The organism is Pseudomonas sp. 31-12 (genome assembly GCF_003151075.1).
In the GTDB taxonomy this organism is placed as follows: Bacteria; Pseudomonadota; Gammaproteobacteria; order Pseudomonadales; family Pseudomonadaceae; genus Aquipseudomonas.
In genome coordinates this window covers 5,704,969-5,719,463 of sequence record NZ_CP029482.1, presented here as the reverse complement: position 1 = coordinate 5,719,463, position 14,495 = coordinate 5,704,969, and the positions used below count along the sequence as shown (strand labels likewise).

General features: G+C 61.1%; 14 protein-coding genes. 4 read left to right on the top strand and 10 right to left on the bottom strand.

From position 1 onward, the window contains the following. Positions 1-32: 32 nt before the first annotated feature. Positions 33-938 carry a LysR family transcriptional regulator gene (locus DJ564_RS26935; protein WP_109634652.1) on the bottom strand — a complete coding sequence of 302 codons (906 nt, stop codon included), beginning with the start codon at positions 936-938 and terminating at the stop codon, positions 33-35. A gap of 102 nt (positions 939-1,040) precedes the next feature. Between DJ564_RS26935 and DJ564_RS26930 the strand changes: the two genes are divergently transcribed. Next, entirely contained in the window at positions 1,041-2,216 is a 1,176-nt protein-coding gene (locus DJ564_RS26930; protein ID WP_109634651.1) for an aspartate aminotransferase family protein, read from the top strand. A gap of 140 nt (positions 2,217-2,356) precedes the next feature. On the opposite strand, the gene DJ564_RS26925 is transcribed toward DJ564_RS26930, so the two are convergent. From DJ564_RS26925 to DJ564_RS26905, 5 genes are all read right to left on the bottom strand, one after another. Continuing rightward, entirely contained in the window at positions 2,357-2,791 is a 435-nt protein-coding gene (locus DJ564_RS26925) for a VOC family protein (RefSeq protein WP_109634649.1), read from the bottom strand. An 11-nt stretch (positions 2,792-2,802) separates the two neighbouring features. Beyond that, on the bottom strand, positions 2,803-3,312 hold the full coding sequence (locus DJ564_RS26920; RefSeq protein ID WP_109634648.1) for an adenylate kinase: 510 nt from the start codon (positions 3,310-3,312) through the stop codon (positions 2,803-2,805). Positions 3,313-3,326: 14 nt separating this feature from the next. Next, entirely contained in the window at positions 3,327-5,249 is a 1,923-nt protein-coding gene (locus tag DJ564_RS26915) for an alkaline phosphatase D family protein (RefSeq protein ID WP_109634646.1), read from the bottom strand. A gap of 147 nt (positions 5,250-5,396) precedes the next feature. Beyond that, entirely contained in the window at positions 5,397-5,660 is a 264-nt protein-coding gene (locus DJ564_RS26910; RefSeq protein WP_109634645.1) for a hypothetical protein, read from the bottom strand. Further along, on the bottom strand, positions 5,650-6,441 hold the full coding sequence (locus DJ564_RS26905; protein ID WP_109634643.1) for a VacJ family lipoprotein: 792 nt from the start codon (positions 6,439-6,441) through the stop codon (positions 5,650-5,652). Before DJ564_RS26905 ends, DJ564_RS26910 begins: the two co-directional genes overlap by 11 nt. Positions 6,442-6,607: 166 nt before the next feature. Between DJ564_RS26905 and DJ564_RS26900 the strand changes: the two genes are divergently transcribed. The 3 genes from DJ564_RS26900 to DJ564_RS26890 are packed head-to-tail and all read left to right on the top strand — an operon-like array spanning position 6,608 to position 9,052. After that, complete coding sequence (locus tag DJ564_RS26900) at positions 6,608-7,318, top strand: response regulator (RefSeq protein ID WP_109634641.1); 711 nt, start codon at positions 6,608-6,610, stop codon at positions 7,316-7,318. Continuing rightward, the gene (locus DJ564_RS26895) at positions 7,315-8,655 is read left to right on the top strand and encodes an ATP-binding protein (RefSeq protein ID WP_109634640.1); all 1,341 of its coding nucleotides are present in this window, start codon (positions 7,315-7,317) and stop codon (positions 8,653-8,655) included. The genes DJ564_RS26900 and DJ564_RS26895 overlap by 4 nt, the downstream gene beginning before the upstream one ends. A 28-nt stretch (positions 8,656-8,683) precedes the next feature. Further along, positions 8,684-9,052, top strand: coding sequence for a PH domain-containing protein (locus DJ564_RS26890; RefSeq protein ID WP_083375797.1), 369 nt, complete (start codon positions 8,684-8,686; stop codon positions 9,050-9,052). A gap of 133 nt (positions 9,053-9,185) precedes the next feature. Here DJ564_RS26890 and DJ564_RS26885 read toward each other — a convergent pair whose 3' ends face one another. Genes DJ564_RS26885 through DJ564_RS26870 form a run of 4 tightly spaced genes read right to left on the bottom strand, consistent with a single transcriptional unit; the run spans position 9,186 to position 14,318 of the window. Next, positions 9,186-9,407 carry a formate dehydrogenase subunit delta gene (locus DJ564_RS26885; RefSeq protein ID WP_109634638.1) on the bottom strand — a complete coding sequence of 74 codons (222 nt, stop codon included), beginning with the start codon at positions 9,405-9,407 and terminating at the stop codon, positions 9,186-9,188. After that, entirely contained in the window at positions 9,404-12,286 is a 2,883-nt protein-coding gene (gene fdhF, locus DJ564_RS26880) for a formate dehydrogenase subunit alpha (RefSeq protein WP_109634637.1), read from the bottom strand. The genes DJ564_RS26885 and fdhF overlap by 4 nt, the downstream gene beginning before the upstream one ends. Then, positions 12,283-13,845, bottom strand: coding sequence for an NADH-quinone oxidoreductase subunit NuoF (locus DJ564_RS26875; RefSeq protein WP_178082326.1), 1,563 nt, complete (start codon positions 13,843-13,845; stop codon positions 12,283-12,285). Before DJ564_RS26875 ends, fdhF begins: the two co-directional genes overlap by 4 nt. Beyond that, positions 13,842-14,318 carry a formate dehydrogenase subunit gamma gene (locus DJ564_RS26870; RefSeq protein ID WP_109634635.1) on the bottom strand — a complete coding sequence of 159 codons (477 nt, stop codon included), beginning with the start codon at positions 14,316-14,318 and terminating at the stop codon, positions 13,842-13,844. The genes DJ564_RS26875 and DJ564_RS26870 overlap by 4 nt, the downstream gene beginning before the upstream one ends. Positions 14,319-14,495: the final 177 nt, after the last annotated feature.

The window sequence follows — 14,495 nt, the reverse complement described above, 5'->3', positions numbered from 1 at the left end:
TCGGGAGATTAGTGCATGGTGTAATGCTCCGGCTAGTGCTTGGCCCACAACTGCATGGCAAAGTCGACGAAGCGACGTAATTTCGGCAAGCGGTAGCGATCCTGGGCGTACACCAAGTGCATCGGCCGGCTCGGCAATTGATAGTTCTGCATCAACGCCACCAGTTTTCCGTTCAGCAAATCCTGCTCGACCAACGCATCGGGCAACATCACGATGCCCATCCCGGTTCGAGCGGCCTGATGAAGCCCCGCCGAACTGTTGATCAGCATCGGGCCTTTGACGGCCACCATGACTTCGCCTTCCGGCCCGCTCAGGCGCCACTGCTTTTCCACGGATTGCCAGTCATCGCCGACCGGGTAAGCGAAAGACAAGCAGTCGTGATGTTGCAGGTCTTCGGGTTTTTCCGGTGTGCCCCGGCGTGCCAGATAAGATTTCGAGGCGCACATGGTCAGCGTGTAGTCGATGAGCGGGCGGGCGATCAGGTTGGACGGTTCGATTGCGCCTAGGCGAAAAGCCACGTCGAGACCGTTCTCTAGAAGGTCGGGTCGCCCGTTGGTGAGCACCACGTCCAGTTTGACTTGCGGGTAACGCAGGGCGAATTCGCTAAGCGCCGGCGCAAGCTTTTCAGTGCCGAAGGTCAACGGCGCCGTGATCCGCAAGGTCCCGCTCGGCGTGTCCTGGCTCTGTTCGGCCAGCCGCTCGGAATCCTCCACCAACCCCAGCACCTCCAGGCAGCGCTGGTAATAGGCGGAGCCGAATTCCGTCAGTCGCTGGCGCCGTGTCGTCCGATTCAACAAGCGCACACCCAGACGTTGCTCCAGCGCGCGCAGGTGATTGCCGACCATGGTTGTCGACATTTCGCACTGCTGGGCGGCGGCGGTCATGCTGCCGGCTTCGACCACTCGGACGTAAACCGTCATTGCCTGGAACAAATCCATTATCAAGCTCAGCTTTAAGATGATTGAAGTGTTGCAGCGTTTATCCAGCTCAGGTGGCTAACCATACTGCAAAAACACCGACAATTGATGGAGCTTGATGTCATGACCGCCGCCTGCCTGATGACCACTTACCAACCCCTGGCCCTGAGTTTCAGCAAAGGCCTGGGCACTCGACTGTGGGATCAGGCGGGTCGTGAATATCTGGACGCGGTGGCCGGTGTGGCGGTGACCAATGTCGGCCACTCTCATCCCAAAATCGTGTCGGCGATCAGCGAACAGGCCGGGCTGCTGTTGCACACCTCCAATCTCTACAGCATCGACTGGCAGCAGCGGTTGGCGCAGAAGCTGACGAAGCTGTCCGGCATGGAACGGGCGTTTTTCAACAACTCCGGTGCCGAAGCCAATGAAACCGCGCTGAAACTCGCACGGCTTTACGGCTGGCACAAAGGCGTCGAGCAGCCGCTGGTGGTGGTCATGGAGAACGCCTTTCATGGCCGGACGCTGGGCACGTTATCCGCCAGCGACGGCCCGGCCGTGCGCTTGGGATTCAATGAATTGCCCGGCGATTTCGTCAAAGTGCCCTTCGGCGACCTCAACGCGCTGGAAAAGGTGCAGCAAGCCCACGGCCCGCGCATTGTGGCGATTCTGATGGAACCGATTCAGGGCGAAAGCGGCGTGCAGTTAGCGCCTCCCGGTTACCTGAAAGCCGTGCGCGAACGGTGCAACCGGCGCGGCTGGCTGATGATGCTCGACGAAATCCAGACCGGCATCGGTCGTACCGGCCAGTGGTTCGCCTTCCAGCACGAAGGCATCGTTCCGGACGTCATGACCCTGGCCAAGGGCCTCGGCAACGGCATCCCCATCGGCGCCTGCCTGGCCCGGGGCAAAGCCGCCGAGCTGTTCACCCCCGGCAGCCATGGCAGCACCTTCGGCGGCAATCCGCTGGCGTGCCGCGTCGGCTGCACGGTGCTGGACATCGTCGAAGAACAAGGCCTGCTGGAAAACGCCCGACTCCAGGGCGAACGCCTGCTGGCCAGAATGCGCGCCGAACTGGCCGACGACCCGAACGTCCTGGCGATTCGTGGCCAAGGCCTGATGATCGGCATCGAGCTCAAGCAACCGATCCGCGACCTGACCCTGATCGCCGCACGGGACCACGGCTTGCTGATCAACGTGACACGGGGCAAGACCATTCGCCTGCTGCCACCGTTGACGCTTGATGAGCGGGAAGTGGAGATGATTGTCAGAGGGGTTTGTCGGGCTCTAATCACCGCCTAGTGAAAGGATCGTTCCCACGCTCGGCGTGGGAATGCCTCAATCGACGCTCTGCGTCCGCTTTTTGGACGCGGAGCGTCCCGGGCTGCATTCCCACGCAGAGCGTAGGAACGATCTTGCTCGGGGTAATGGTTGTTGCGACCTCAACAACCTGACAAACACACCCGCTCCCCCAAACTCTCCACGAACCGAACCAGATACCCATCCGGGTCCTGCACCAGAAATTCCCGCTGCCCGACTTCCACCGCATCGGCGCGATACCAGACGTCGGCGCAGGGACGAAACAGCGGCCATTCAACATCCGCCAATCGTTTGAGTATCGGTTCGACAAGATCAACAGTGATCTGAAAGTTGATGCCCCGGCCAAACGGCGCTTCCAATGCCCCCGTCATCCACTGGCCTTCGTCCGGCGCGTATTGCTCCAGCATGATCTGCACGCCGTTTTTATCGAGGTAGGCGAAACCCGCTTCCGGACGCTCGTAGGCGATCTTGAAACCGATTAATGAGGTCCAGAAATGCAGGCTTTTCTTGATGTCGGTGACCATCAGTTCGGGCACCAACTTGCTCCGTGCAAACATACCTATCCTTTTTAAAAACCGTGAGATGAGTCGGGAGGGGTGTTCGCGAAGGCCGCGATTTCACTCCGATCCATGAGCCTGATTTTTGAACCGTTGAATCCTTCGAACAATTGCCGGTGTGCGGAAAACCCACTGGAGTCTTCGCGAACACGGTAACTGCCGGCCCATTCCAGCAACGCGATCAGCAACTCGTCGTTGTCCTGCCGGTTTTCTCGCTGGCGAATATTGGCGACGCAGCTTTCGTCGTCAACACACAGCCAGACAAGCGCAGTGGCGCGGTGGATAAGTTCGTTGACGATCCAGCCGTACACCCCTTCGATCACCCAGCGCGGTTCATCCGCCGCGACGCGCGCCATGGCGAGTGCTTCGGGGCGAGGGCGGGCGATGCTGCATTCATCCGACACCCAATGAACCCGGTCAAGATCGGTCCGTGGCGCATGCAGTTGCTCAGCCAGTCGTTTAGCCAGCCAACTTTTGCCAGCGCCAGAGTTGCCGATGATCAGGGTTCGGGTGAGGTCCATGGTGGCTCACATTTTCAGTCGTCGTTGTCAGGCGCAATCATCCGCGTCTTCGGCGCACCGTTTGAGTTGTGCTGATAGATTTCCTGCGGTTGTCCTTTCTCATTGAAGAACACTTGGCCGATCCCCGCCGAATTCCACAACCGTTCGCCCGCTTCAGCATGTTCGGGGGTGTGCGGGATGATGCGCATGCGGCGGCGTTTGGTCAGCCAGTTCAGGGGCGAACGCGGTGAGTAGAGCCAGCGGTTGAGGCGGTCGAACCATTCGAGCAGTGCGGGCGGGAATTCGTTCTTGATGCCGCTGCTGGTGATCTGCCAGATCCTCGGACCGGCCTTGCGGTGTCGGATCAGGACTTCGTAGACGAAGGAATAATGCACATCGCCCGACAGCACCACGTAGTTACCCGGTGTGCGCGAGTGTCGGAAAATGTTCAGGATCACCTGCGCCGCGCCGCGATGGGCCATCCAGTTTTCCGCGTCGACCAGCAGGGGATAACCGCACCAGCTGAAGACGCGTTGCACGGTTTCGATCAGTTTGACGCCGAAGATCGGCGCCGGCGAAACGATGATCGCCGACGGGTGATCGAGCAGTTCCTGTTGCAGTTCGCTGAGCGCTTCCCAGTCCAGCAGACCCGAGGGTTGTTTGATATTCATCTCGCTGCGCCAGCGTCGGGTGCGGGTGTCGATGACCACCAGCGCCGGGCTGGTCGGCAGCACGTAATGCCAGTGTTGAAAAACCAGCAGCTCATCGATCAGAGCGTCCTGAGCATCGCTGTCGAGATAGTGGTCATGCCCGGTGGCACTCAATAAGCGGGCTTTTTCCAGCACACCGCCGAACGCATCCGGGTTGTTACCCCAGCCCTGGCACAGCATGTAGGCGAGCAGCGCGTTGCCGATGATGCGCTTGGAGAACGGATGGCCGTAGGCCGTTTCCTCCCATTGCGCGGACAGATTCCAGTCATCGGTGATGTCATGGTCGTCGAAAATCATCAAGCACGGCAGATGCGCCATCGCACGCGCGACACCGCCCAGCCCTGCCTTGAAGTCATCGATACGGGTTTGCTCAAGGGCATAACGCTTTTGTCTTTCGGGCGTCAGCGCCGGGGGTTGTGGCGCGATCAGCGTCCAGGGTGTCGGCGACCAGACCAGCAGGTACATGGCCATGACTTCGGCGAACGTCACCAGATGGTTGTCGGCACTGCTGCTGGTGAAAATCGGCTTACGCGCCCCGCCGAAAAATCGTTCGCGCAGGGTTTTGTTGCTCTCAAGCGCCGGTAACAAATCCGCGCGATGGTAGTAACTGGCAGGGTGCTCGTAGAGCTTGGCGCTGTCGCTGACCACCGCGCCTTCGAGGTGTTCTTCGAATAATCCCAGTTGCTCGATCAGGGCATGGATCGCTCGCAACGTCGGGCCGGCGACGTCGTCGGCGTAGACCTGATCTCCGCTCATCATCAGCAGGGCCGGGCGCTCTGTCGCGACATGTTCTGTCGCCAGAAAACGATCGACGCACAGCAAGCCGTCGGCTGCCGGGTGGTGAGGTTTACGGCAGGAACCGTGCATTAACTGATCAATGCGCGAGCGCAACACGAAATTCGGGCAACGGGCTTCGCCATACAGCAGATGAGGCGCCCAGTCGGCAATACCGGCCGCCGCGTCATCTATCAGCAGGTCATAGTCGATCAGGGTGTCGCAGGGCAGGGCGGTCGTCAGCGGCACATCGATCAGATGAACGAAGGCATGCTTGCCAATCGGGATGACCGTGCATTGCCCGGCGTCGAGGCGAATGTCGCCGACGTCTTGCAGGCGCAAGGTCAGTGACAAGGCCCGGCTTCCCACCAGCCAGAACACCAGGCGCGTGGGCTCCAGACGCCGCAACAGCGGGCCGGCGAGGACCGGAGGCAGAGAGCGATGGCTGTCGGGGAATGGCGAAGACATGGGCATGCAGGTTCAAGACTCTTGGTGCACAGAGCGCGCGATGATAGCGCAGCCAGCGCCCAGGATTATCTGATGGCCACTGGCTTGCTGCTGAATCTGTAACAAGCGGTGATCGTTTCGGCATCACTCACACCCGAAGGCTTAAGGGGTTCATCAAGGCAGCGAAAGGCTGTCCCCTCTCATGACACTCGTTTCCCCATTGGCCACCAGCCAGCGAAACAGCTCGCTCAGCGACACCGTATGACTGCGCTCGATCCAGCGCACCACTGCCGGGCCGTAGTGTTCGGTGTAGCGGCTGAGCACCAGTTGGCGGCAGTCCGGTGACAGGCGCAGGGTGATTTCCCGGCAGTGCAGATTGACCGAGTCCTGCCGGGTCACTCGTTGTTGCAGCGTTAAATGATTGCTTTCAGAAACCATCGGCCGGTGCTCCTTCGCATTGAGGTTTGGTGGTTTGCGCTAAGCCTTGTTTGCCATCCGCCACATAAGCGGCACGATGCTCGGCCACCACGTTGCGCAACGCGCTGTAGTAATCCGGCAGTTTTTGCAGGCTGTCGGTCAGCGGTAACGCTTCTGCTCGACCATCGACGATGCCGCCGACCGTATTGATGGTGGACAGCGTATCCACGGTGTCGCTGTTGCTGCCGAACGGGTCGACCACAAAACTCAGCACTCGCCCGGCCGCATCGCGGCTGTTCGAGGTGCCGAACAATGGCAGCTCGACGATCGGACCGCCGCCGATGCCCCACACGCCAAACGTCTGTCCAAAGTCCGCGTCGTGACGCGGGATGCCGGCCATGCCGGACACATCGATCAAGCCCACCACACCCACCGTGGTATTGAGCGCGAAACGCCCCAACGTGTTGACCGAGCGCATCGGGTTGCCTTGCAGCAGGTCATTGATAAAGACCTTGGGTTCGCCAAAGTTCGCCACGAAGTTATGCACACCCGTCTGGAAAAAGTCCGGCAAGTAACGATAGCCACGAGCGACCGGCGCCAAGGCATAGTCATCGGCCACCCGATTGAAGGCGAAGACGCCGCGGTTGAACGGCTCCACCGGGTCGTACACCGAATAGCTGATTTCGGCGCAGGCCACCGTGGCGGACGCGGGCGGTTGGCTGCTGCAACCCGCCAGCCCTGCGGCCAGCACGGCAATCGAAGTGTTGCGGGCCAGCCAGGGAGCACATTTGAAAGGCAACATGGACGCAAGTCTCGGGAGGAATTCGCCGAGATGCTGAGCCCCAAGCCTTGCGCAAAGATGTCCGGTTTATTGCGGCGCTGATGTTTTATTGCAGGATTGAAATATATGACGCGCTGCCGTGAATGGTTTTAGATGGCGGTTCCATTCGGCCCTTAAGTGACCTTCGGTGAACAGCCTTTTAATTGTGGACGACGACGTTGAAGTCCTCGATCTGCTGAAAAAATTCTTCGTACAACACGGTTACAGCGTCGAGGTCGCCACCGACGGCGCGTCGCTGTGGGCGGCCATCGAGCGACAGCCGCCGGACCTGATCATTCTTGACGTGATGTTGCCAGGTGACAGTGGATTGATCCTGTGCCAGCAACTGCGGATTCGCTACGCCATGCCGGTGATCATGCTGACCGCCATGGGCGAACTCAGCGACCGGGTCGTCGGCCTCGAACTCGGCGCCGATGATTACCTGACCAAACCCTTCGACGCTCGCGAACTGCTGGCCCGGGTACGCGCCGTGTTGCGGCGCGTGGACGAGCGCCGCCCGGTCGTGCAGGAGCGCCCGCGGCCACTGATCGACTTCGCCGACTGGCACCTCGACGTCACCCGCCGTGAACTGCGTTCGCCGGACAACGTGATGATCCCGCTCTCGGCCGGTGAGTTCGACTTGCTGCTGGTCTTCGTCGAACACCCCCAGCGCATCCTCACCCGCGAGCAGTTGCTGGACCTGGCGCGCGGGCATTGCCATGACGCGTTTGATCGCAGCATTGATGTGCAAATCAGCCGCCTGCGCCGCAAACTCGAGTCCGACACCAAGCGCCCGGCGATGATTCGCACGGTGCGCAATGGCGGTTACCTGTTCACCCCCAGCGTGACGCGGCGATGATCTGGCTGAAGCGGATTCGCCGGGACACGGTGGCGCGTTGGATCGCCCTGACCATCATTCTGGCGATGCTCATTTCTCTGGCGCTCAATGGACTGTTTATACAATTGGCCGGCGTGTGGGCACGTCCGCCGCTGACCGAAACCGGGCTGCTCGATAAAATGGCCGCCATCACCCGCATCATCCAGGCCGCCCCGGCGCCGCTGCGCAGTCAAATGGCGCAAGCCGTCAGCGATGATGGCTTCACCGTTAGCTGGCACCTTGATCGGCGTGAACTCGATCTGCCACCGGTGGAGGATCTGGACTCCGAAATCGGCTCGACCGTCCTGCAGCCGCTGCTTAAATTCGCCGGTCGAATCCAGGTCTATGAGCCGTCTGACTGGACGGAAAACTCGGCGGACGCGCATTACGCGCTGCTGATCGAACTGCCGGACCACTCTTGGTTGAGTTTCGCCGCACACTCGCGCAATTGGGGCCTCGACGATACGCCACGCTACCTGATCGTCATCCTGCTGGTGCTGATCTCCACCACCCTCGTCACACTGATTGCCACTCGCCGCCTCGCCACACCTTTGCAACACTTCACCGAAGGCGCACGGCGTTTCGGCGTGGACTTCCGCGCCCCACCCATCGAACCCCTCGGCCCCCAGGAAATCCGCCAGGCGATCCTCGCCTTCAATGCCATGCAGGCGCAGTTGCAACACTTCATCCGCGACCGCACGCAAATGCTCGCCGCGATCTCCCACGACCTGCGCGCGCCCCTGACGAGGATGCGCTTGCGCGGGGAATTCATTGAAGACAGCGAGCAACAGCAACGGCTGTTTCGTGACGTGGATGAAATGCAGGCAATGATTAATTCGGCGCTGGAATTCTTCCGGGATGATGCGCGGCTGGAACCGGCGACCCAGTTTGATCTGGCTGAACTGCTGCAAACCTTGCTGGATGATTATCGCGATCAAGGTGTTGAGATGGCCTTCAGCGGGCCGTTGCGGCTGGTGTATTTCGGGCGACCGCTGGGGCTTAAGCGGGTGATGACCAATCTGCTGGATAACGCGATCAAGTACGGGAGTGAGCCGACGATTGAGCTGATCCCTGATGCCGGGGAAGTGCGGATCAAAGTACTGGACCGTGGGCCGGGGATTCCGGAGGCCAGCCTTGAACAAGTGTTCGCGCCGTTCTTTCGCATGGAAGGATCGCGAAACAAAAGCACCGGCGGCGTGGGCTTGGGATTATCGGCGGCGCGGGCGATAGTGTTGGAGCACGGCGGGGAACTGAAACTGCGTAATCGGTCGAAGGGCGGGCTGGAAGCGTTGGTGGTGTTGCCGGTGCATCCGGTTTAGAGGTTCATTTGAAAACAGGGAATGACAGATGATTGATTTCAACAACAAAGGCTTCTTCAAACTCAAGCAGAACGACGAATACGCCGAACGCGTCACTGCGCTGCTACTGGATGGGGAGCAGGTCATCGACTCCTACAAATCCATGCGCGATGGCGTGGTGTTTACCAACAAGCGGATCATCGCCGTCAACGTCCAGGGCCTTACCGGCAGCAAGAAAGACTTCACCTCGTTGCCGTACAAAAACATCGTGGCGTATTCGGTGGAAACGTCCGGCACGTTTGACCTGGACTCCGAATTGGAGATTTATTTTTCGTCGTTGGGGAAGGTGAAGTTCGAGTTCACCGGGAAGACATCGATGGTGGAAATTTCGAAGCTGATTTCCAAGCATTTGCTCTGAACACACAACCCCTGTGGGAGCGAGCCTGCTCGCGATAGCGTCAGTTCAGTCAACATTGATGCTGAATGTACTGGCCTCATCGCGAGCAGGCTCGCTCCCACAGGTTTTTAGCTAGTCTCAAGATCGTGGGAGCCTAAGCCTCCCACCCCGCGCCACTGACCGCAGCCTGCGCCAACGGGTGCAAATCTGCCCCTTGATGTTCCGTCTGCCAGGCCAGCAATTCCTTGCGCATGCCCGGCGTCCAGTACATCTGCAGATGATTACGCACACCGAGCACGGCCGCTTGCTCGTCCGGTTCGGTGGCGAAGTACAGGGCGATCTGGTTGACCATCTTGATCAGGTTCTCCGTACTCATCGGCGCACCTCCGCTTTAGCGCCACGGGCATGCCGGCGTTCCTTGAGCAGACGGTCCTGTTCGTCGCTGAAGGCCTGATAGCGTTTTTGCCATTCGGAAGGGTGGTAGACGCGGCTGACTTCGACGGCGGTGACCTTGTACTCCGGACAGTTGGTGGCCCAGTCCGAGTTGTCGGTGGTAATGACGTTGGCCCCCGATTCCGGGAAGTGGAACGTGGTGTACACCACGCCCGGGGCGACCCGTTCGGTAACCCGCGCACGCAGTACGGTTTGGCCGGCGCGGCTGCCGATGCCAACCCAGTCACCTTCATTGATGCCGCGGCTCTCGGCGTCGGTCGGGTGGATTTCCAGACGGTCTTCGTCGTGCCAGGCGACGTTTTCGGTACGCCGCGTCTGAGCGCCCACGTTGTACTGACTGAGGATGCGCCCGGTGGTCAGCAGCAGCGGATAGCGATTGTTGACCTTCTCCTCGGTGGGCACGTAACCGGTGAGCATGAAGCGCCCCTTGCCGCGCACGAATTGATCGATGTGCATGGTCGGCGTGCCGTCCGGTGCCGCGGCGTTGCACGGCCATTGCAGGCTGCCGTGGCTGTCCAGTGCGGCGTAGCTGACGTTGGTGAAGGTCGGCGTCAGGCTGGCGATTTCATCCATGATTTGCGACGGATGCGTGTAGTTCATCGGGTAGCCCAACGCGTTGGCCAGTGCCACCGTGCCTTCCCAGTCTGCCTTGCCGCCCAGCGGCTCCATGACCTTGCGCACCCGCGAGATACGCCGCTCGGCGTTGGTGAAAGTGCCGTCCTTTTCCAGGAACGAACTGCCCGGCAGGAACACGTGGGCGAACCGGGCGGTTTCGTTGAGGAAAATGTCCTGCACCACCACGCATTCCATGGCCGACAGGGCCGCGGTGACGTGCTGGGTATTCGGGTCGCTCTGGGCGATGTCTTCGCCCTGGCAATACAGGCCTTTGAAACTGCCGGCCAGCGCAGATTCGAACATGTTGGGAATGCGCAGGCCCGGATCGGGTTGCAAGGTCACGTTCCACGCTTGTTCGAATTGCGCCCGTACCACTTCGTTGGAGATGTGCCGGTAACCGGGCAGCTCGTGGGGGAAGGAGCCCATGTCGCAGGAGCCCTGGACGTTGTTCTGTCCGCGCAGCGGATTCACGCCGACGCCTTCGCGGCCGATGTTGCCGGTAGCCATGGCGAGGTTGGCGATACCCATGACCGCGGTGCTGCCCTGGCTGTGTTCGGTGATGCCCAGGCCGTAGTAGATCGCCGCATTGCCGGCACCCGCGTACAGACGGGCGGCGGCACGGATATCGGCAGCGTCTACCCCGCAAATGTCGCCAAGCACTTCCGGCGCGTTTTCCACACGGCTGACGAACTCACTCCAGCGCGCAAAATCGCTGCCCTCGCAACGTTCGTCGATAAAGGCCTGATCGAGCAGACCTTCGGTGACGATGACGTGGGCCAACGCATTGAGCATGGCGACGTTGGTGCCCGGGCGCAGGGCCAGGTGCAGTTCGGCGCGGGCATGCACCGAGTCCACCAGATCAATGCGGCGCGGGTCGATGACGATCAGCCGCGCGCCTTCACGCAAGCGGCGTTTGAGCTGAGAGGCGAACACCGGGTGGGCGTCGCTGGGGTTGGCGCCCATCACCAGGATCACGTCGGCCTGCATCACCGAATCGAAACTCTGCGTACCGGCGGACTCGCCAAGGGTTTGTTTCAGGCCATAGCCGGTCGGCGAGTGGCAGACCCGCGCACAGGTGTCGACGTTGTTGTTGCCGAACGCGGCGCGCACCAGTTTTTGCACCAGATAGGTTTCTTCGTTGGTGCAACGGCTGGAGGTGATGCCGCCAATCGAGTCGCGACCGTACTTTTGCTGCAACCGGCGGAATTCGCTGGCGGCGTAGGTCACCGCTTCATCCCAGCTGACTTCCTGCCACGGGTCGTTGATGTGCTGGCGGATCATCGGCTTGGTGATGCGATCCGGGTGAGTGGCGTAGCCCCAGGCAAAGCGCCCCTTGACGCAAGAGTGGCCGTGGTTGGCCTGGCCGTTCTTGTCCGGAACCATGCGCACCAGCTGGTCGCCTTTCATCTCGGCACGGAACGAACAGCCCACGCCGCAATAGGCGCAGGTAGTGATCACGCTGCGCTCAGGCTGACCCAGTTCGACCACGCTTTTTTCCATCAAGGTCGCGGTCGGGCAGGCCTGCACACAGGCGCCGCAGGACACGCATTCCGAGTCGAGGAAATTATCGCCACCAGCAGCGGCTACCCGGGATTCAAAACCGCGCCCGGTAATGGTCAGTGCAAAGGTGCCCTGAGTTTCTTCGCAGGCGCGCACGCAGCGGTTGCAGACGATGCACTTGCTCGGGTCGTAGTCGAAATACGGGTTGGAGGTGTCCTTGACGTCAGCCAGATGGTTTTCGCCTTCATAGCCGTAACGCACTTCCCGCAGCCCGACTTGGCCGGCGACGGTTTGCAGCTCGCAATTGCCGTTGGCCGAGCAGGTCAGGCAGTCCAGCGGGTGATCGGAGATGTACAACTCCATGACGTTGCGGCGCAGGGTCGCGAGTTTCGGCGTCTGGGTGTGTACGGTCATGCCTTCGGTGACCGGCGTGGTGCAAGACGCCGGATAACCGCGCATGCCATCGATCTCCACCAGGCACATGCGGCAGGAGCCGAAGGCTTCCAGGCTGTCGGTGGCACACAGTTTTGGAATGGTGGTGCCCAACAGCGCGGCGGCGCGCATCACCGAGGTGCCTTCGGGCACACTGATGCTGCGGCCGTCGATGTTCAGCGTGACTTGCACGTCGCTGTCGCGGGCCGGCGTTCCAAGATCGATATCGGTTTTCGGGTCGAAGAGGGTGATCATTGGTCGGCCTCCGAAGATTGCAGACCGAAGTCGGCGGGGAAGTACTTGAGGGCGCTGGCCACGGGAAAGGGGGCCATGCCGCCCAAGGCACACAGCGAACCGTATTGCATCGTGTCGCACAGGTCCTTGAGGATGATGACCTGCTCATTGCGACCGCTCTGGTCCGGCGCGGCCAACAGGCGGTCAATCACCTCAACGCCCCGGGTCGAGCCGATACGGCAGGGCGTGCATTTGCCGCAGGATTCCTCGGCGCAAAACTGCATGGCGAAACGCGCCATTTGAGCCATGTCCACCGTGTCATCCGCCACCACCACACCACCGTGACCGAGCATCGCGCCCATGGCGGCGAAGGCTTCGTAATCCAGCGGCGTGTCGAATTGCGACGGCGGCACCCACGTGCCGAGCGGGCCGCCCACCTGCGCGGCCTTCAGCGGCCGGCCACTGGCGGTGCCGCCGCCGTAGTCTTCCACCAGTTCCCGCAAGGTCAGGCCAAACGCCCGTTCCACCAAGCCGCCGTGACGAATATTGCCCGCCAATTGGAAAGGCATGGTGCCCAGGGAGCGGCCCATGCCGTAATCGCGATAAAACTGCGCGCCCTTGGCGAGAATCAGCGGCACCGAGGCCAGGGTCAGCACGTTGTGCACCAGCGTCGGCAGGCCGAACAGCCCCTTCAGCGCCGGGATCGGCGGTTTGGCGCGCACGATCCCGCGCTTGCCTTCGAGCGAGTCCAACAGCGCGGTTTCTTCACCGCAGATGTAAGCGCCGGCACCGACCCGCACTTCCATATCGAAAGCCTGGCCGCTGCCGCCGACATTGGCGCCGAGGTAACCGGCGGCTCGAGCCAGGTTCAGCGCCTGGCGCAGTGTCGCCACGGCGTCTGGATATTCCGAGCGTACATAGATGTAGCCGTAAGTGGCGCCGACGGTAATGCCGGCAATGGCCATGCCTTCGATCAACAGGAAAGGGTCGCCCTCCATCAGCATGCGGTCGGCGAAAGTACCGGAGTCGCCTTCGTCGGCGTTGCACACAATGTACTTCTGCGCTGCTTCGGTAGCGCGCACCGTGCGCCATTTGATCCCGGCGGGGAAGGCCGCGCCGCCACGGCCACGCAGGCCTGAATCGAACACCTCCGTCGCGGTTTGCTCACCGCCAACGGCCACGGCCCTCGTTAAACCCTCGAAACCGCCATGGGCCCGATAATCATCCAGCGACAGCGGTCGTGTAATACCGGCGCGGGCAAACAGCAGCCGTTGTTGAGTCTTCAGATAAGGCAATTCTTCCACCAGCCCCAAGGCCAGTGGATGCGCGGACGGTTCACCTTGCAAGGCTTCGAGCACGGACGGCACATCGGCGGTGGTCAGCGGACCGAAGCCGATCCGGCCTTGCGGGCTCTCCACTTCCAACAGCGGTTCCAGCCAATACAGGCCGCGCGAACTGGTGCGCTGCAACTCCAGTGGCAGATTGCGTTCCCGGGCCTGAGTGATCAGGGCCACCGCCACCTCATTGGCACCCACCGCACGGGCCAGCGAATCACTGGGCAAATAGAGCAACGGCATCATGCGTCCTCCCGGCAAGCGTCGAGCAAAGCATCCAGACGCTCAGCACTCAGCCGCGCATGCACCCGCCCATCCAGCTCCAGAGCGGGCGAGCAAGCACAAGCCCCGAGGCAATACACCGGACGCAAACTGATGCTGCCATCGGCGCTGCTGCCGTGATCGTCCAATTGCAGACGTTCACGCAACTGCGCCGCAAGCTGCTCGGCACCGCGACTCTTGCACGACTCTGCGCGGCACAACCGCAGAATGTGTCGGGCCGGAGGCGCAGTACGGAAGTCATGGTAAAAGCTGATCACCCCACGAATCTCGGCCTGACTCTGGTTGAGCGCGTGGGCAATCTCGGGGACGGCCGCATCGGGGATGTAACCGATGCGTTCCTGAATATCATGAAGAATGGGCAACAGTGCGCCCGCAGAGCCCTTGTGGCGCTCCAGCAGGCTGTTGACCAAAGGCACGTGCAACGTCTCATCAGGCATTCAGCAATCCTCACGGTCACGGACAAACCAGAAGGTTGTCGGTCGTCCGAAAGTGTCGGCTGCGGCACTCACACCACGTCACGGAATCGTGGCAATTTCAGGCCGTTGGCCAGGGCACCCTTGGCGGGCATCTTGTTGTGCCCGTTGCGGTCTTTGCCGCACCTCTTAAAGGGCATT